Origin of the sequence: Williamwhitmania taraxaci, assembly GCF_900096565.1 — a bacterium.
In the GTDB taxonomy this organism is placed as follows: domain Bacteria; phylum Bacteroidota; class Bacteroidia; order Bacteroidales; family Williamwhitmaniaceae; genus Williamwhitmania; species Williamwhitmania taraxaci.
In genome coordinates this window covers 1-18,652 of sequence record NZ_FMYP01000018.1, presented here as the reverse complement: position 1 = coordinate 18,652, position 18,652 = coordinate 1, and the positions used below count along the sequence as shown (strand labels likewise).

Genomic DNA, 18,652 nt, shown 5'->3' with positions numbered 1-18,652 from the left:
GCATGCTGTGCTCCACAACATTATCGCAGGGGAGTTTAAATCCAAAGGCGCAAAGTTAACCCATTCGTTTATAAATCCGGAAGTATATCAAAAAAAAGCGCCCGTTAGGGGCGCTCTTTTTTTAGTTCTCATTAACTCCGTGACAACTTTTATACTTCTTTCCGCTACCACAAGGGCAGGGATCATTTCGTCCCACCTTCTTTTCAACGTGCACAGGGTTTGGTCGTGATGGGCCCTCACCAGAGGTGCTTACATCGTCGGTACGTGACGCTTGGTAGCGACTCATATCCAGCTTACGACGCTGCTCAGCCTCCTTTACCGGAGCTGGATCACGAAGTGGAATGTGGGCCTTAAGCAGCATCGAGGTAACTTCTCGGTTGATACGCTCAATCATATCACGGAAGAGTTTGTATGATTCAAACTTATAGATCAACAAAGGATCCTTCTGCTCGTAGGTAGCATTCTGAACACTCTGTTTTAATTCGTCCATCTCGCGGAGGTGCTCTTTCCAGTTATCATCAATCATAACTAGAATGGCCGACTTGTTGAACGAACGTACTAATTCGCGTCCTTGGGTCTCGTATGTTTTCTTCAGGTTAGTCACACACTGGAATACCTTATTCCCATCGGAAATAGGCACCACAATATTTTCGTATGAAGCACCTTGCTTTTCGTAAACATCCTTTATTACAGGGTATGCCTGTTGTGCAATGGTTCCCATTTTTCTAAGGTAGGACTCCTGCATTGCATCAAACAACTTATCGGCTAGATCATCTGGTTTTTTCTCAAGATACTCCTTCTCCGTAAACGGAGCCTCTAGCGAAGCAGTCCTGATCAACTCTAGGTTGAATTCCTCATAATCCATATTGCCATGGCAACTACTAATAATAGTATCCGAAAGGTCGGCAAACATATTGGCAATATCAACCTGAATACGCTCGCCATACAAGGCATGACGTCGGCGAGTATAGATAACCTCGCGCTGCGAGTTCATTACATCATCGAACTCCAGAAGTCGTTTACGAATACCAAAGTTATTCTCTTCCACCTTCTTTTGAGCGCGCTCAATGGAACGGGAAATAAGGGAGTGTTCAATTGCATCGCCCTCCTTATGGCCCATCTTGTCCATCATTCGAGCAATACGATCGGATCCAAACAACCTCATCAAATCGTCCTCTAGGGAGACAAAGAACTGGGAAGAACCTGGATCACCTTGACGACCGGCACGACCACGCAGCTGCCTATCGACACGGCGCGACTCATGACGCTCGGTACCAATAATGGCCAAACCACCCGCGGACTTAACCTCTGGCGTTAGCTTGATGTCCGTTCCACGACCAGCCATATTGGTAGCAATGGTAACCGTGCGCTGACGACCAGCTTCGGCCACAATATCGGCCTCCCGTTGGTGAAGTTTCGCATTCAACACATTGTGCTTAACCCCACGCAGTTTTAGCATTCGGCTAAGCAGTTCGCTCACTTCCACAGAGGTGGTACCCACAAGGATAGGACGCTCCATATCGGTTAATCGAACTATTTCGTCGATAACGGCATTATATTTTTCACGTTTGGTTTTGAATACCAAGTCGTTCTTATCTTTTCTAGTAGCTGGCATGTTGGTAGGAATTACCACCACATCCAACTTGTAAATCTCCCAGAACTCACCCGCTTCCGTTTCGGCAGTACCAGTCATACCCGCCAACTTGTGATACATACGGAAGTAGTTCTGAAGTGTAACGGTTGCAAATGTTTGGGTTGCAGCTTCGACCTTTACCTTTTCTTTAGCCTCAATTGCTTGGTGTAACCCATCGGAATAGCGACGTCCATCTAGAATACGGCCAGTTTGCTCATCAACAATTTTAACTTTATTATCCATTACAACATACTCAACGTCGCGCTCGAATAACGAGTAGGCCTTAAGCAGCTGATTCACGGTGTGCACACGTTCCGACTTAATGGCATAATCGGCCAAAAGGGCATCTTTCTCCTGCAACTTTTGCTGTGGATCAAGGATGTTCTTCTCAATTTCGGATATCTCAGTTCCAATATCGGGTAGGATAAAGAACTTCGAATCGGTAACAAAAGAAGTAATGAGGTCAATACCATTATCGGTTAACTCGATGGAGTTTTGTTTCTCATCAATAATAAAATAGAGCGGATCGGTTGCCACATGCATGTTTTTGTTGTTATCCTGCATGTAGAAGTTCTCCGTTTTCAGCAATAAAGCCTTATTACCTTGCTCCGATAAGAACTTAATCAAAGGCTTATACTTGGGTAATCCCTTATGAGCACGAAGAAGCACGAGCCCACCCTCCTCTGTTTTACCTTCGGTTATGAGCCTACGGGCATCAGCAAGAAGCTGAGTAACCAAGTTTTTTTGGGTATTGTATATGCGTTCTACCGGTGGCTTAAACTCTTCGAAGAGTTGATCTTCACCCTTTGGAATAGGACCCGATATAATAAGAGGTGTACGAGCATCATCAATAAGAACTGAATCGACCTCATCGACAATGGCATAGTGGTGCTTGCGCTGCACTAGGTCTTCGGGACTGAGAGACATGTTATCGCGAAGATAATCGAAACCAAACTCATTGTTGGTTCCAAATGCGATATCACAGTTGTATGCTTTGCGTCTTGCTTCGGAGTTTGGCTGATGCTTATCGATACAATCAACGGATAATCCATGGAACATATAAAGAGGTCCCATCCACTCGGAGTCGCGTCGAGCAAGGTAATCGTTCACGGTAACAATATGAACCCCTTTTCCAACAAGGGCATTCAAGAATACAGGTAAGGTAGCCACAAGAGTTTTTCCTTCACCAGTAGCCATCTCGGCAATTTTCCCTTGATGAAGAACGGCACCCCCGATGAGCTGAACGTCGTAGTGCACCATATCCCAAGTAACCGAGTTTCCTCCGGCCATCCAGGTGTTGCTATAAACTGCATTGCCATCGCTAATCGTCACAAAATCTTTAGTGGCAGCAAGATCTCGGTCGAAATCATTGGCGGTAACCACAATCTCGGAGTTCTCCTTAAATCTGCGAGCAGTCTCCTTCATCACGGCAAATGCCTCAGGAAGAATTTCTAGGAGTACCACTTCAATGGAGGCATCTAAATCTTTCGTCAGTTTTTCAACCTGATTGTATATAGTTTCCTTTTCATGGTAAGCAATGGTGTCGTCCTCCATTTTAAGCTTTAGCTCCGAAATTTCAGACTCAATTGGGCTGACACGTTCCTGGATAGTTTGCTTTAAGGCAACACTACGTGCTCGAAGTTCATCGTTGCTTAGCCCCTGTAAGGTGCTATAAACTTCCTTGATCTTCTCCAAGGTGGGAGTAACTTCTTTAATATCTCTATCGGATTTACTGCCGAAAAAGCTCTTTAATAATGTGTCCAGAACGCTCATTTCATACTTTTTAAAACCAACAACAAAAATAGCTGAATATTCCTATCAAAAAAACTTTGCTGCTCCTTACCATGGATAAAAAAACCGGCAGGTGAGCAATTCGAATGAAAAGCTCAACCTTGCCGGCATTATCTTTACAAATACCGTTCCTTTTTATTTAGCAGCTACAGTCGAATCGACAAATACACGGGTTGCTAGTTCGCGATCGATCATATACATTCCGTTACCGTTGCCCTGAACCATTCGTAGTGAATCAAGAATTGCTTTCACGTTGGCTTCTTCTTCTACTTGTTCGTCAATAAACCACTTAAGCAAACTTTGAGATGCAAAATCCTTCTCTTCAACCGCCACGTGCATAAGATTGTTTATTAGCGACGTAACCTTTTGCTCATGTTTTAGCACTTCTTCAAATGCACTCATTGGGCTCTCCCATTTGTTTTCAACTGCAGCAATAGGTTTTAGTATTGCAGCACCATCTCTCTCCAGAATATAGTCGAAGAACTTGGCAGCATGGGTAGATTCCTCCTTAGCCTGAATACGCATCCAGTTTGCAACACCAGGAAATCCTGCACTTGAAAAGTGTGCAGACATTGATAGGTAAAGATATGCAGACCAAAACTCAGCATTTACTTGCTCGTTAAAAGCACTTTCCATTTTTTTCGTTAGCATAAAATATGTTTTAAGTTAAACCTAATTCATTAACAATTTATTCGAAATCAAGGTTCATTTGTTGCCGAAGCATTACTAAGACTTGATTTTTCTGACTTAAAAACTTGTATTTATCTTCGGCAGTATAAATGAGCGTTTTTTGATCGGACGTAGCCAATTCGACCACCAACTCAAGTGTACTATTGCTTAAGTGCTTCCGAAGATAGTATTGTAACTCGTGAAAAACACTATCAACTTCCTCTTTTTGAAGATTGTTCGAAACAAAAAACTCCACCTTATAGCCGTCGACTAAGGTAGGTTCAAAAGTTAACATAGCATTGTAGAGTCGAAACTTATTTTGCTTGATGCGCTCTGCATAACTTTTCCAGACCCGTTGAAAATCCTCATTCTTAACAGGCTTCTCAACATAATCCACTAATTCAGTATCTTGTTCATCATCATTATCTATAACATCCTCACCCTTTTCGTCCGGCACACTGGCTACTTCATCGGGCTTAGAAGTTAATGCACCCTTAATCGAAAAACTTGAAGTGTTGGGAACTCCACCTCCAATCAAACCGCTTAGAGGCGCCCTTTTGGCAGGAGTCGGTGTAGGAATTTCAGCCAACGGCACGTCGGGTGTCAAGTCGGCAGGCTTTGTTTGATCTAAAGAGGCGGCTGGTAATGGATTATCACCGTAACTAGTTTTTTTTTCCTCAGCAGTTGTAACTGAAACGGCTAAACTAGATTTTTTTTTTTCAGCCAGTATATTACACAGCTCAATTAATGCAAGTTCAACATGTAATCGAGGGCTACTACTGGATTTATACCCCGCATCGCATTTGCTCGAAATGGAGAGTGCTTCGAACAAAAATTCTGGAGCACAGTTTGCCGATTGAGTCTGATACCGTGTAGCTATAGAAGCACCTACCTCCAGCAAAGTTATAGTTCGAACATCGCGGCACATAAGCAAGTCGCGAAAATGTCCACTCAACCCTTTAATAAAGTTATGGGCATCGAAACCCTTCGATAAGATCTCATCGTAGAGGAGCATGGCATCGGCATACTTCCCTTGCAAAAAGAAGTCGGTAAGCCGAAAGAAATATTCGTAATCGAGGACATTTAAGTTCTCTATGACTTTTTGATAGGTAATGGCATCCCCCGAAAAGGAAACCACCTGATCGAAAATCGAAAGAGCATCGCGCATGGCACCATCGGCCTTTTGCGCAATAACATTGAGAGCATCGGCCTCAGTTGAAACATTCTCCTCCTTGGCAATATAGGTTAAGAACTGAACCATATCCTCTACCCGTATTCGATTGAAGTCGAATATTTGGCATCGGGAAAGAATGGTTGGAATTATTTTATGCTTTTCTGTAGTTGCTAGGATGAAAATAGCGTGGGCCGGTGGTTCTTCCAATGTCTTAAGAAATGCGTTGAAAGCAGCATTTGAAAGCATGTGAACCTCATCGATAATATATACGCTATAGCGACCAATTTGTGGAGGAATACGAACCTTCTCAATGAGGGTGCGAATATCCTCCACTGAGTTATTAGAGGCAGCGTCGAGTTCATGGATATTTAGTGAACGGTTTTCGTTGAATGACTTACACGATTCACAAGTATTACATGGCTCCGTATCAGCAGTAAGGTTTAAGCAATTAATTGTCTTTGCAAAAATCCGTGCACAGGTAGTCTTTCCAACGCCACGAGAACCACAAAAAAGATATGCCTGCGCAAGATGCTTACGTAAGATGGCATTCTTAAGAGTGGTGGTTATGGATGTTTGTCCAATAACCGAGATGAAGGTGGAAGGCCGGTATTTTCGTGCCGAAACAATAAAGTGATCCATTTGAAAGTATTAATTGCAACGCCCCGCAAAGGTAACAAAAAAGCCCCGACTGATGAAACTTTCCGTTCGGGGCTTTAAAATATTATGACAAAATTAAAACAGATCGACAGAAATATTTTGAATGAAAGCAGTATAGGTATACTCTTTTCCAACCCGAGCTTCCGAAAGCAAGATCAACACCGCGAGTTCATCACCCAACTTATTGGTAATGGTAATCTCCCTGCGAACACCAACAATTTTCAGTTTATCAGGATCAACAAAGTTGGCAATAAATTCGTCGTGCTTAGCAGCATCAGCAGGGAAAAGTAAACGAACGTTTTTCCCTAAAACTTCATTACGGTCATAACCAAACAGCTGTTCTGCTGCCTTATTGAAAAAGTCGATGGTTCCATCTTGGTCGATTGAAATTACTACATCAAGGAATCCTTCGAGTGTTTTTTCATTTCTGATTTTAACCTTTTCAATTTCTTTGAATTGGGTTTTTACCTCTTCCCTTGCCTCGCGTAACTTTCGGCTCAACTCCACCTCACTTTGACGCAACTGTTCCTCCTGAATCCTTAATATCTCAGTCTGGCGCTTAGTCTCAAGTTCCATGAGTTTCTCTCGAGTACTATCGTGCCCAATGAAGACAACTTTAGCAATCTCTTCATACATGTCGTTCACGGCAGTGAATGTGCCCCTGATCCAACGCTCCTCTCCTTCTTTCATTAAAAAGCGTAAGCCACCTTCGAAAGGCATGCCATGGGTGACATCATCCCATATTTTCTCTAATGATTTCTTCTCGACATCAGGAGGGAAATCAAATACCGTTTTTGTCTTAATTTCGACGGATGTATATCCCAAAGCGACTAGGAACTTTTCATTTGCATCCAATATGTCACCAGTTGGGGAGAATTCGGCTTTAAGGCTACTTCTGTTGAGTGCATTAATTTGTCCTTCGTGATCCAAGCTCTGCTTTTTCTGCTCAGTAGTATCAATGGCTAAAAATAGAATTTTCTCAACACCGCCCATGACATTACGTACACAGGTATAAGTTGCAATGGTCCACAAATCTTTACCATCGCGTGTAACCAGTTTCATATCGCCTTCAAAGTGTTTTCCCCCACGAATTAACGATTGCCATAGTTCATCAAACCAAATTCTATCCTTCTTATTTACAAACATCGATATTGGCTGTCCTTCAACCTCACTATTGCTTACATACTCAAGTTTATGAAGAAACTGGGTGTTGGCATAGAGTAGGATTCCAGCAGTATCGTATTCGGCTCGAATAAGGGTGTGATTAACCGAATTAGTGAAACTAATAAATTTTTCGGCCTGACGCGCAGCTTCCTCTTGGGTAGCTTGCAACTCCTCCATGTTTTGCCGAAGTTGGGTCTCCTGTTCAGTCATTGCCTCAGCCCGAGCCCCCGACTCAGCTAAAAGTTGAGCCGTTCGGATGTTTATTTTAACACTTGAAATCGTAGTAGCAATACTTTCAGCAACTTTCTCAATAAAACCAATTTCAAATTCTTCAAATGGTTTAAACGAAGCTATTTCAATAACGCCATGTACTTCGTCGTTTACCTTAAGAGGCACAATCAAGAGATTGTCTGGAGTTGCTTCGCCTAGGCCTGATGTTATTGAGAGGTATCCAGCAGGAACTTTCTTTAGATGAATAGTATCTTTTTCGAGAGCGCAAGCCCCAACAATACCTTCGCCCCATTCGAGGCGTTTATCGGCATACTTTCTTCTTTCATAGGCGTAACTGGCCGTAAGAAGAAAATATTTACTTTCCTCATCATTGTCTTCGATGATATAAAAGCCCCCTTGAACGGACTTTACATATTTTACTAAGTTGCTAATAATGGAATACGAAAGTTCGGCCATATTATCGTTGTTGGCCCTAAGAATTTCGCCAAACATGGCCATTCCTTCAGCCATCCATCCACGCTGCTCATCCTCTTGTTTGCGGAGCGCTTCTTCCTCCTTGCTTGCCTTGAGGTTATCTCGAAGATTAACAATTGCTTTTCCAAGCACATCATCCTCATCAGCATGGAAATCGGCATCAATCTCACCGTTACGGATCCGCTCCACAAAGCGATATAGTTTACGACTTCTAGACTCCTCCTCCTCTATAAGCGATTCGGAAATAGATAATTGGCCGACAACCTTACCGCCATAATAATAGGCCAAGACTCCAAAAATAACAGGAAAGAAATCGAAAAATATAAAGAGAGGATTTTCTTTGTGAATACTCACTAGTCCGTTGAAGGATATGGAGTTATCCGTTCTAAAGGCTTCAATAAAAAAAGCCATTAAAAGAAATACTAAACCAGCCAGCACTCCATTTAGAGTGATCCTAATAACCTTTGCCTTGGAAAATTCGCTGCTCATATGCGTCGAGAAAAAAATTCCCTTAAAAGTAAGCAATTTTTCGTTGGCTCCAACTTTAAAGGGCCTTAGCCCTACTTATTTGCCATTTTTTTTTCTCCGAGAGTAGAAGGAGCATCCTTTCCATCAAATTCCACTTCGGAATAACTATCAACTGCGTCACCATTTGCTAAATCAGGATCCTTTGGACTTGACTGCAATTGCTGAACACTTTCGCTTACCGACGCCACAGCAGGTACTTCATCCAAACTATCATTGGCAACTTCATGATCGGAAGTAACTAGTTTTAAGTCTCTAGAAGGTAAATTTCCCTTATTGGCAATAGAACTAAGTCTCCGTTTGAATAGTTCACGCCGTACGTCAGCCTCTTTTGAAATAAACTCCGAGTGAAGGGCAATCTCGCTTTTGAACTTAATGCGCGCTATTTCACGGTCAACATCAAGGCTATCCTCGTGTCCGAAACGTATATTCTCAATTATCATACTTGCCTCAGCCTCTTTAGAGAACTCCTCTGCTTCCAAAAGAAAATCGTAGGGTCCTTTTCGCGAAAGCAGTTTAGCAATGATGGGCGACGATTCGATAACAATGAAGAGTAAAGTAATAAACCAACTTGTAATACTTACAATTAAGCTACTATCCTTGATGTTAGCCATCGCTTGCAGTCTTGCTAAAAAACCATCCGATTCGGAACTAGCTTGTGCGGTTGCACTCTTACGCATATCACGTAATGCTTTGAGTTCTGTTATACGAAGATTATTCTGCTCTATCAGTTTGAAATTCCTCACCTTTGTTTCCGAAAGATCCTTATCAGAAACATTAAACTCTTGTCTTTTTTCGGCATATACAGGTCCCTTACCAATTCTATTTGTAGGACTTTGGCCTTCGGCTTCGGCAATAACTAAGTTGAAAAGTTTATTCCGCAACTCCTGCTTTCCTTCAATCTCTTTTTTTAATGATTCACTTTCCTTGAGGAGCTGATCGATATCCCCGAACTCCTGACCTACAATACGGGAGAACTCCATGTTTTTTTCCGATCGCATGGTTTCGATCTCAACATTAATTTCCCGCTCAAAGAGTTTGAGTTCAATTGGTTTCGAAATAACAACCGCAATAAGCAGCGCTAATACAAATCGGGGTAATGCAAAGGGCAATTCAAGTTTTATAAACTCTTGCTTTTTTAGGCTCGAAACAAGAAAGAAGTCCAAAAAGAATATAAGAGTTCCCCATAGTAATCCGAAAGCAATCGCGATTGGATAACTCCTAAATATTGTAAAAATAGCATACCCACCGGAAAGAGAAGCCATTACACCGGTCATGAAAATAATTGCTCCAATGCCTAGATACTTATTCAGGTCAGAAGGGCACCGTTCGAGTAGATACAATCTTGCTCCAGAACACCAGCAGAATACTCGATAAAGAAATGAAAGCGTATATTTTCTCTTTCCCGTTTTAGAATCCATAACACTTCGTTAATATGGCTTTAATATATATGCAGCAATACTTTCAAGCGGAAGCACCTTATCGGCAGCACCTAGTTTAATTGCCTCTTTTGGCATACCAAATACCACACATGATTTCTCATCTTGGGCAACGGTACGAGCTCCGGCTTCCTTCATTTCCAGCAATCCTCTAGCACCATCATCGCCCATTCCGGTCATAAGAATGCCAATTGCGTTTGAACCAGCAAATCGAGCAGTACTGCGAAAGAGCACATCCACCGATGGTCTATGCCTATTGACGAGTGATCCTTCGGTAACCTCTACGTAGTATTTCGCACCACTGCGCTTTAAAAGCATATGATAGTTACCTGGGGCAATTAAGGCCTGCCCTCGAATAACAGTATCTCCATCCTTTGCTTCCCTTACCGTAATTTTGCAAATTTCGTTTAGCCGATTTGCGAAAGATGTCGTAAATTTTTCGGGCATATGCTGAACAATAACAATTCCAGGGCAATCGGGCGGAAGCGCTTGCAAGAACAAACTAATTGCCTCGGTTCCACCGGTAGAAGCACCTACAGCAACTACGATTTCGGTAGTTTTCAACATGCTGTGAATTGGGCTTCCCTTGGGTAATACAACATCAGCCGAAAATTTCGGTTCCACTACCATTGCTTGAGGCTCAACAAAACGACGCCGAGTAATTTTTGCACCACCAGCAGCCTTAATGGCATCACAAATACGAATCCTTGATTCCTCAATGAACTGTTTTGTATTCATTTGAGGTTTGGTAATAATATCAACGGCCCCATACTCCAATGCTCGTATCCCGCTTTCAGTTCCAGTTTCGGTTAAACTGGAAATAATCACCACGGGTATTGGATGTTGGGACATAATCTTCTTAAGAAATGTAAGCCCGTCCATGCGAGGCATTTCTACATCGAGGGTAATAACGTCAGGAACATTTTCGGCGATTTTTTTTGCAGCAAAAAAAGGATCGGATGCCGTAGCCATAACCTCTAAATCCGGATCGCTCGAAATAATATGGCTCAAGGTTTGCCGAACAACAGCGGAATCGTCAATAATTAAAACTTTAAGTTTTGGCTGCATATCCGATAAATTATTTAGGTTTAATAGGATTGAAAATCTGTTTTTCGATAAACTTCATCCGAACCTCACCTGTTTGCGTGTTAAACTCCAACTTTCGCCCCAGTTTCCCACTCAAACTCGATCCGGCAATAGTAATCCCATGCTCCCTAAGCATTTCCTGCGCAACCTTAACATTGCGTTCGCCAATCTGAAATTGGTTAAATGTGGTCTCGATAACCTCGCCCCCTCCAAAAACTTTTGCTCGAAGGTTCTCCTTTTTACAACCAAAAAACAGCATCTTTTCCACAAGTTTTTCAATAGCAATATTGCCATACTTAGGCGAAGCCAATCCTTGTCCATTCCAATAAGGTAACATATAATGATTTATTCCACCTATTTTCAGAACCGAATCGTAAAGACACACAGCCACACAACTACCTAAAATAGTATGAACCCGATGTGGTTGTTTTTCAATCCACATAGCGGCAGGGTATAAAAAGTGAACGGGAAGTTCGTCCATAATCCTCTAGAAAACCTGTTGCTCATCACCAAAGAAAAACTCATCAGCATCGCTGGCGTATCCCTCGCCGGCCTCTGTTGCTTCGGGAACAGAAATGGTAAAGGTAGCCCCGTTACCTAACGAGGATACAACTTCAATGCTACCATTTAACACATCCAAAAGCGACTTGTTTATAGACAGACCAAGACCATGACCTCTATTCATGGAATTAATGCCTGAATCAACACGCTTAAACCGATCGAATATTATCTGCTGATTTTTCTCCGAAATTCCAGAACCAAAATCTTTCACGGAAACCCGAAGAATATCTTCACTTCGAGACACCGTTATAACAACTTCGCTATCTTCGAACGAAAAATTAACGGCATTGCTCAATAAATTAGAGATAATCAACTTGAATTTTTCCGGATCGGTTTTGAAATCATAGGGACCGACACTCGAATATCCCTCAATATCGAAAATCAACTTAATCTCGCACCTTTTTTTCTGGGCCTCATGCTTAAAATTGGCAACAACACCATCCATTAGGTTATGAATGTCCGCTTTCACAAATTCGGGATTAATCTCCCCAGCTTCAATTTTTGCCGCAACAAATATGTTTCGGAGTTGAAAATCGAGCGAAAAAGCCTCGGAATGAATCAGTGCCACCATTGAAATGACCTTTTTCCAGTTTTCCTTATCAACCTCAAGTATCGTTCTCGACAAACCAATTATGGAAGTAAAAGGATTTACAATCTCGTTGGTAATATTTGAAATAAAGTGGCTCTTTAATGACTCACTCTCCTCCAGTTTTTTATTCACAAGCCGCAATTCGTCATTGAGGTCTTTTAACTCTTGAAATGACTTTCTATTCTCCTCAAAGCGTTTTGTCAGCTCACTTATCAATTCTTCGTCTGAAAGCTTTTTCATATTGGGGCTAGTTTAGAATTGATGGTTACACACGTTTGAAAATAGTTGGTTTCACCTGCACCAACGGTACGTCCATATTCATAATTGACTCGCTGTGGCCCAAGAAAAAATATCCACCTGGTTTGAGTCGACTACAGAGTTTCGTTATAACTCGCTCTTGTGTTGGTCTATCAAAATAAATCAGAACGTTACGGCAGAATACGACATCGAACATTTCGCCTACATCATAGGTGCTATCCACAAAATTCAACCTTGCAAATCGCACTTTTTTTCGAATGTGAGGGGCGAGTTTAACAGTTTGATTCACGGAGTCCTTACTCTTCAGGAAGTGACGTTTCTTCATTTCCAACGGAATAGCTTCCACTCGATCGATGCGATAAACGGCATCTACTGCTTTCTGAAGTATTGTCGTTGAGAGATCCGTTCCCAAAATAGAAAAGTCAAAGCCAGGATGTTTTTCTGCAAAATCGGAAAGAACAATAGATATTGTATATGGTTCCTCTCCACTGGAACAGCCAGCACTCCAAACTTTCATAACTCGATTTCCGGTCCCATTTTGATGAAAACTTGGGAGGACATCAGAAGTAAGAAAGTCAAAATGAACCGCTTCTCGGAAAAAGTCAGTTTTATTGGTGCTAACTACGTCCAACATATGTATGATCTCACTCATTTGACCAGCTTTGCTGAAAACACAATCGCAATACTCCTTGAAGGTCTGCATCTTAAGTTCGCGAAGGCGCTTCTGAAGTCTACTCTGTAACATTATTCTCTTAATGGGAGGCATCTTTATCCCACTCTCATTGTAAATAAACTCACTTAACCGTCGAAATTCTTCGTCGGTAAGTTGTGCATTGTATATACTATTCAATAAAGGATCCATATTCGCTAAGGTGGCTTATTAAAATATAGAAAACGTTTCCTCAATCATGATTAATACTGTCTCAAATTGCAATTTAGCTTAAACTCTTTAGAAATGCGAACCTTCAGCATCCTTTTTTTTTGAAAACACAATTTGTTTCGATCGCGAAGACTTTTTAACCTGAAAAACTTTAGGATTACAAATTGCTGCCTTATCTCTTAAGTAAAATGGCGATATAATGAACCAATATACGTTCGTTACAAAAACAATAATGGGACAGCAAGTTACTACTGTCTCCATTATTGCATACATTAAGCCCTAAGTTACATAGCAAACATTAGAATTTCTCATAACCATCATCTTCTTTTGATGGGGGCATACTCAAATTAACTCCACTGCTCTTGCTTACTGGTTTCATAGGTTTGTATGGGGCAACTGTTTTTTTCTTAACTATTTCCGAGAATGTTTTTTTAGGCTTTCCCTCAAGATTCAAATGGGATTTAACCTTACCCGAAAAAGCCATTGTAGTTGTATCCTCCAGTTTAAATCGGGTAACATAATCCTTTAGTTGAGTTGCTTGCCCCGAAAGTTCTTCAGCGCTAGTTGCCAATTGCTCGGATAGGGAGGCATTTTGCTGCGTTAGTGTGTTAAGTTGTTGAATTGCGGAGTTTACTTGTTCTGCACCGTTGGTTTGCTCCAGGCTGGAGGCAGCAATCTCCTGAACCAGATGAAATGTGTTATCGATTTGTGGAACAACCGAGTTTAACTCACGTCCAGCTTCTTCAACCACAGCAACGCCACCATGTGATAGATGTATAATTTCATCGGCAGCTTGGCGACTTCTCTCTGCTAGCTTACGAACCTCTCCTGCCACCACAGCAAATCCACGTCCATGCTCACCTGCACGCGCAGCTTCCACTGCTGCATTTAGAGCGAGAATGTTGGTTTGAAATGCAATATCGGTAATGATACTAACCTTATCAGCAATGCTCTTCATCGAACCAATTGCCGTTGTAGAGGCATCGTATCCTTTTTTAACACCCACTGCTGCTTGCTGGCTTATCTTTTCAGTTTGGCGTGCATTATCCGTATTTTGTTGAATAGAAGCAACCATTTCTTCCATGGATGCGCTTACCTCTTCAACCGAGGAGGCTTGTTCGCTACTTCCCTCTGATAGTTGCTGTGATCCGGTACTTAACTCCTGCCCGGCAGAGGCTATATTATCGGCAGAGACCAAAATACCCGTAATAATTTCGCGTAGGTTTTTAACCATTTCAGCCAGCGAGTCACTCAGTTCTCCAACTTCATCATTGGATCGTTTTTTCTCAATCTCGACCATGAGATTACCAGACGAAACCTCCTTTGCAACTTGAGAGAGAGCTACAATTGGTGAAATATACCTGCTCAGCAAAAGCACAAGAATGAAAATGGCTACAACAAGGAGAATAATCCCAATAATCATTTGGTAAATCATTTGAGCACGGGCTTCTTGGGTGATGTAGTCTACTGGTACACTAATAGACACTTGCCATGCGGTGGGACAACGTCCAACTATCACAGGCACAAACGCTTTTAGGATACCGTTGTCGATTCGTGTAAGGCTATTCCCTTTTTCGATATCGACTAACTGATCTTCGGCACCTATATTCTTCTGCTCCAATATATTTTTGCCAACAAAGTCGGGGTTTCCTGAATTTGCAGCAAACACCCCTTGATGTGACACAATATCAAAGTTTCCATGACCATCAAAAACATTGGCCTTAACGACCATGTCTTGCAAATAGTTAATAGATAAATCGACACCGGTCACTCCCACAAATTTCCCATTGGTAATAATTGGGCACATAAAGGAAACCATATAAACATTTTTTCCCTGGATTGGATACATTAAAGGTTCGGTAACAAATTCCTTCATGGTGCGCATGGGTATCCAATACCAAGGAGCCGCAGATTCGTTTTCATAGTCCACTAAGGGCTCTACAACAAATCCACCAGAACCGTTCTTCGTCATGTAGGATACGAATCTACCTGTATTGTCGTGTCCAGGTTTATTGGCGAAAAACGCATCCTTTGCATCATAAGCATTGGGTTCGAAGCAAACAGTATAACCTAAAAAATCTTCATCACCCAATAAAATACTACCAGCCATCTGCTGGATCGCCTGCCTAGAAACATTTTTACCAATCACACCACTAAGTGCATGTGCGAGCGATCGTGCGGCAGACATAGCGTCATCCATCTTATCCACCACTTGATTTGCATAAGTAACCGCCATCTGGTTAGATATCTCGGTGGAACTAACTGTGGCTGTTTTTAGCGAATTGTAGGTAGAAATGGTGATTAAAATCCCCGAAAGCAAGAATACACCAGCCCCAACCAGTAGGGCTATCCTTGTCTTTATTGAAACAAATTTGCGGCTCATATTATTGTTTTTTAAGACATTAAAAAGTCATTCCGATAACCAAGAAAACATTATCCGCGCTCGGATTTACTGAGAGAGTAGCTTTAATAGGAAGTTTAAAGCGGTCAGAGATTTCTAACTCCTTCGTAGTAGATAACCCTATATTAACAATTCCGGCATCGGAATGGTAAAGACCCTTTTGAGGAGTTCCACCAATGAATATATCTAGAGGGTGATCGGCAACATTTAAGGGGTAACCTAACTCAAAATAGGTGCTGTAGTATTGATCACCGTTATCTGGGTTTCGATCATTACCATAAACGAACATTGCAGCCGTTAATTTAATAGGAAAGCCGTCACCCCCAGTGTAAAATATCGATCCTTCAACAGCATGAGCCGTTATTTTTTCCTTATAGTTAAAGAAGTCATTTGCCTGAAGATCGCCTTCATCCTCGTTAAAGTAATCATAAACTAAAAAGGTGAGCGGCCCAGTGGAATACGATGCAAAGAAATCGACTTCGGCATACTGACTGGATAAACCATAGGATCCCCAACTTCCAATGGAAAAACCACTCTTCGTATAGCTTAACGTAGGCTGAATATTTGGAGAGGCATTATAAAGAAGCCCACGCCAAACATAACGACTAACCACATCGACATTGAGGTCGATCTTACTGGAAGAAACACTCCCTGGTTCTTGCCCAATTGATGGAAGAGCAAAAAAAATTGATGCAAAAAGGAAAATCATCTTTTTCATAGTTCACAGGATTTAAATGGTTTAACAAATCGGCTTAAACGGCCATATAATCATTCAAAAGCGTAACATTTGGCTGAGGTGGTTGAATGCCTTTTGCAAAAAATGAGTTATTTAGAAATTATACTGTGCAATAAAAAGAAATCGAGTATTAGAAACATGATAGGTATCTGTAATCTTCCCTTTGGATGGAAATACGAGATTTCCATACTCGGCATTGGTGTATTCAACTTCCCCAGCGAGCATCAGGTTCTTAATGGTCCATGAAATGTTGGGCGCAATACGCCACAAAGATGCAATATTCAGGCTTCGGCCATATACGTTTTTGATATCTCCAACCAGTTCCTCCGAGGTACCCAAATTCCTTGCGTATCCAATAAAGATTGAAGGTTTTATCGTTGAACCGTATCCAACATTAAGGAAGGAATAGAGATGAGTAAACGGTGAGTAAGTTTCCGATCCAATAATGGGGTCAATGCTGGACGTTCCATAGCCTCCAATCATTAGGTGATGAACTAAGTTTTGTCCAACCGTTGCTTTTCCAAGAACGAAAAATCTACTATTAGAATATTTCATATAACCTTGGTAAGAATAAGAGCCTAATAGCGTGTTTGTTTGTTTTTTTAAAGTGGGTAATCCTGGCGGTATTCCTGGCTTTGTAGTAAAGAGGCGTGGTTGAATCCAGAACGCTTCACCCAAAACTCCGATCATAAAGTTCGAAATTGAATACCGTAAATGCACGGTAAAATCGGGCAAAGACGAAAACCTTAAATACTTTGAAGAGGCACCATCGGGACCAGTACTCGTATAGTCGCTTTCCCATGCAGCTGAGCCAGTAGCCTGCAGTGAACTGTTGATTTTATAGGTATAAGTGACCTGTGGGCTCCGGTTGAAACTTTGAATGGGAGCACCCGTACTGAGGGAAATGATGGAGGGAAATGCATCTGCAACAACCATCTGATGCCAATACGATCCCATCAAAAGCGAAGATCGAGTCCAGTTTAAAGTGATAGCAGCATGTCGGAGTCGAACACGACTAGAACCGGCAGTACCAGTAAAGTCGGCCTCGAGTAAGCCTGATGCAGCAGCCCCTAAGACTCTTGTTCCAGAGATAGCCAACTTTACCCTCGACGAAACTGCAAGTGCATTGGCACTAGACTTTTCATTAAGATCGTTTCCATAGTTATCCATTACTTGGGGGGACGGAACAAGCGAGAAAATACCCTCAATTGCCTCATCGGTAACCCTTGTATCATTCCAGTAATCAAATCGTATGAAACCATTCATCTTCATTTTCAATGAATCCTTTTCCTGTGCATTGCCCGCAAGGCTTGTAAATACAACTAGCAGAATTACTGATGATAAAATTTTACCCATAGATAAGATTTAAGATTTAAACAAAGAAAGTTCGCACCAAAGCAATTTCAATGATGCGAACAGCAAAAAACGAAGAAAAGCATCAATCGAATTTACTCGCTAACCTGCTCAACATTAACAGTCCTAGCAGTCTCCTCCGTTGTTTCCTTCATTGCAGAAAGTTCCATCGATGAAAATACCATGTCCATATTCAAAAGCATCACAAATCGATCGTCAATATTAGCAACGCCTTCGATAAACTCAGATTTGTACCGGCTGCCTATGCTTGGTGGAGGCAGTATTCCTTCGCTTGGAATTTCAAGCACAGCTTGCACCGAATCCACCAATGCTCCAACATGCACTGAATCGCCATCCATATCAATATCAAGCACAACGATACAGGTATTTGGTGTATAAACCGTTGCCGACATACCAAATTTCACACGAGTATCGATTACTGGAAGAACAGCGCCCCTTAGGTTGATTACCCCTTTCATATATGCCGGGGCCATTGGAACTTCCGTGATTTTAATCATCTCTAAGATATTCAACACCTTTCCTACATGTGCTGCAAACTCCTCTTCTCCAAGATTAAATGACAAATAAGAGTTGGACTTTGAAATGTCAACATCGCTCATATTATTCTCTCCTATCGATTAATTGTTATACATCAGTTACTTGATTATCAGCATATTTAATTGCCAAAATAGTTAATATTTAGACTAAAAACTATACTTAACTGTCAAGTTTCACAAGATTGTTTATGACAACTTGTTTGATTAATATATTTCAAAGATAAAACTTTATTTTTAAACTCATCAGGTTCTTGTAAAAATATTTCCGGTTTAATTTCGAACCATTTTTCGATAGCTTGAAAAGGTGTTTTCACATTAAGTTCTTTTCTTAAACCTCCGTGTCTTCGGTAGAGAATATAATACATCAAAAACTCAATTAAGCCTTTTTGCATTTCATCCTTATTATTGTATTCAGTTCTTTTAATCGTATTGTTTTTAATGGTTCCATTTGCTCTTTCAACCATACCATTTGTT

13 protein-coding genes and 1 pseudogene are annotated in these 18,652 nt (G+C 41.4%); all 14 read right to left on the bottom strand.

Translation table 11 applies throughout. The annotated features are described in order from the left end of the window. Positions 1 to 121: 121 nt before the first annotated feature. Entirely contained in the window at positions 122 to 3,406 is a 3,285-nt protein-coding gene (gene secA / locus BLS65_RS06520) for a preprotein translocase subunit SecA (protein ID WP_092437156.1), read from the bottom strand. 153 nt (positions 3,407 to 3,559) lie between these two features. Further along, complete coding sequence (locus BLS65_RS06515; RefSeq protein ID WP_092437153.1) at positions 3,560 to 4,075, bottom strand: ferritin; 516 nt, start codon at positions 4,073 to 4,075, stop codon at positions 3,560 to 3,562. 37 nt (positions 4,076 to 4,112) lie between these two features. Then, entirely contained in the window at positions 4,113 to 5,906 is a 1,794-nt protein-coding gene (locus BLS65_RS06510; protein WP_092437150.1) for a DNA polymerase III subunit gamma/tau, read from the bottom strand. A gap of 93 nt (positions 5,907 to 5,999) precedes the next feature. Beyond that, on the bottom strand, positions 6,000 to 8,282 hold the full coding sequence (locus tag BLS65_RS06505; RefSeq protein ID WP_092437148.1) for a PAS domain S-box protein: 2,283 nt from the start codon (positions 8,280 to 8,282) through the stop codon (positions 6,000 to 6,002). A gap of 71 nt (positions 8,283 to 8,353) precedes the next feature. Beyond that, the gene (locus BLS65_RS06500) at positions 8,354 to 9,739 is read right to left on the bottom strand and encodes a DUF4407 domain-containing protein (RefSeq protein WP_092437145.1); all 1,386 of its coding nucleotides are present in this window, start codon (positions 9,737 to 9,739) and stop codon (positions 8,354 to 8,356) included. A 9-nt stretch (positions 9,740 to 9,748) separates the two neighbouring features. Continuing rightward, positions 9,749 to 10,825 carry a protein-glutamate methylesterase/protein-glutamine glutaminase gene (locus tag BLS65_RS06495; protein ID WP_092437143.1) on the bottom strand — a complete coding sequence of 359 codons (1,077 nt, stop codon included), beginning with the start codon at positions 10,823 to 10,825 and terminating at the stop codon, positions 9,749 to 9,751. A 10-nt stretch (positions 10,826 to 10,835) separates the two neighbouring features. After that, a complete protein-coding gene (locus tag BLS65_RS06490) occupies positions 10,836 to 11,324 on the bottom strand; it encodes a chemotaxis protein CheD (RefSeq protein WP_212590506.1) in 489 nt (162 codons plus the stop codon). A gap of 6 nt (positions 11,325 to 11,330) precedes the next feature. Next, positions 11,331 to 12,233, bottom strand: a complete 903-nt coding sequence (locus BLS65_RS06485) for a sensor histidine kinase (RefSeq protein WP_092437141.1) — start codon at positions 12,231 to 12,233, stop codon at positions 11,331 to 11,333. Between the two features lie 25 nt (positions 12,234 to 12,258). Beyond that, the gene (locus tag BLS65_RS06480) at positions 12,259 to 13,113 is read right to left on the bottom strand and encodes a CheR family methyltransferase (RefSeq protein WP_092437139.1); all 855 of its coding nucleotides are present in this window, start codon (positions 13,111 to 13,113) and stop codon (positions 12,259 to 12,261) included. Positions 13,114 to 13,429: 316 nt separating this feature from the next. Continuing rightward, positions 13,430 to 15,514, bottom strand: coding sequence for a methyl-accepting chemotaxis protein (locus BLS65_RS06470; protein WP_092437134.1), 2,085 nt, complete (start codon positions 15,512 to 15,514; stop codon positions 13,430 to 13,432). 19 nt (positions 15,515 to 15,533) lie between these two features. Beyond that, positions 15,534 to 16,250: a TorF family putative porin gene (locus BLS65_RS06465; protein ID WP_092437132.1), complete on the bottom strand. Its 717-nt coding sequence runs from the start codon at positions 16,248 to 16,250 to the stop codon at positions 15,534 to 15,536. A 111-nt stretch (positions 16,251 to 16,361) separates the two neighbouring features. Then, entirely contained in the window at positions 16,362 to 17,624 is a 1,263-nt protein-coding gene (locus tag BLS65_RS06460) for a hypothetical protein (protein ID WP_092437130.1), read from the bottom strand. A gap of 92 nt (positions 17,625 to 17,716) precedes the next feature. Beyond that, entirely contained in the window at positions 17,717 to 18,241 is a 525-nt protein-coding gene (locus tag BLS65_RS06455) for a chemotaxis protein CheW (RefSeq protein ID WP_092437127.1), read from the bottom strand. A 104-nt stretch (positions 18,242 to 18,345) separates the two neighbouring features. Continuing rightward, positions 18,346 to 18,652: pseudogene (locus BLS65_RS18195) on the bottom strand (hypothetical protein); the annotation flags it as partial.

Excerpts from the sequence above, each read along its gene's own strand:
- BLS65_RS06480 (WP_092437139.1), bottom strand. The coding sequence starts at position 13,113 with ATGGATCCTTTATTGAATAGTATATACAATGCACAACTTACCGACGAA.
- BLS65_RS06485 (WP_092437141.1), bottom strand. The coding sequence starts at position 12,233 with ATGAAAAAGCTTTCAGACGAAGAATTGATAAGTGAGCTGACAAAACGC.
- BLS65_RS06505 (WP_092437148.1), bottom strand. The coding sequence starts at position 8,282 with ATGAGCAGCGAATTTTCCAAGGCAAAGGTTATTAGGATCACTCTAAAT.
- BLS65_RS06515 (WP_092437153.1), bottom strand. The coding sequence starts at position 4,075 with ATGCTAACGAAAAAAATGGAAAGTGCTTTTAACGAGCAAGTAAATGCT.
- BLS65_RS06465 (WP_092437132.1), bottom strand. The coding sequence starts at position 16,250 with ATGAAAAAGATGATTTTCCTTTTTGCATCAATTTTTTTTGCTCTTCCA.
- BLS65_RS06500 (WP_092437145.1), bottom strand. The coding sequence starts at position 9,739 with ATGGATTCTAAAACGGGAAAGAGAAAATATACGCTTTCATTTCTTTAT.
- BLS65_RS06490 (WP_212590506.1), bottom strand. The coding sequence starts at position 11,324 with ATGGACGAACTTCCCGTTCACTTTTTATACCCTGCCGCTATGTGGATT.
- BLS65_RS06460 (WP_092437130.1), bottom strand. The coding sequence starts at position 17,624 with ATGGGTAAAATTTTATCATCAGTAATTCTGCTAGTTGTATTTACAAGC.
- BLS65_RS06495 (WP_092437143.1), bottom strand. The coding sequence starts at position 10,825 with ATGCAGCCAAAACTTAAAGTTTTAATTATTGACGATTCCGCTGTTGTT.
- secA (WP_092437156.1), bottom strand. The coding sequence starts at position 3,406 with ATGAGCGTTCTGGACACATTATTAAAGAGCTTTTTCGGCAGTAAATCC.
- BLS65_RS06510 (WP_092437150.1), bottom strand. The coding sequence starts at position 5,906 with ATGGATCACTTTATTGTTTCGGCACGAAAATACCGGCCTTCCACCTTC.
- BLS65_RS06455 (WP_092437127.1), bottom strand. The coding sequence starts at position 18,241 with ATGAGCGATGTTGACATTTCAAAGTCCAACTCTTATTTGTCATTTAAT.
- BLS65_RS06470 (WP_092437134.1), bottom strand. The coding sequence starts at position 15,514 with ATGAGCCGCAAATTTGTTTCAATAAAGACAAGGATAGCCCTACTGGTT.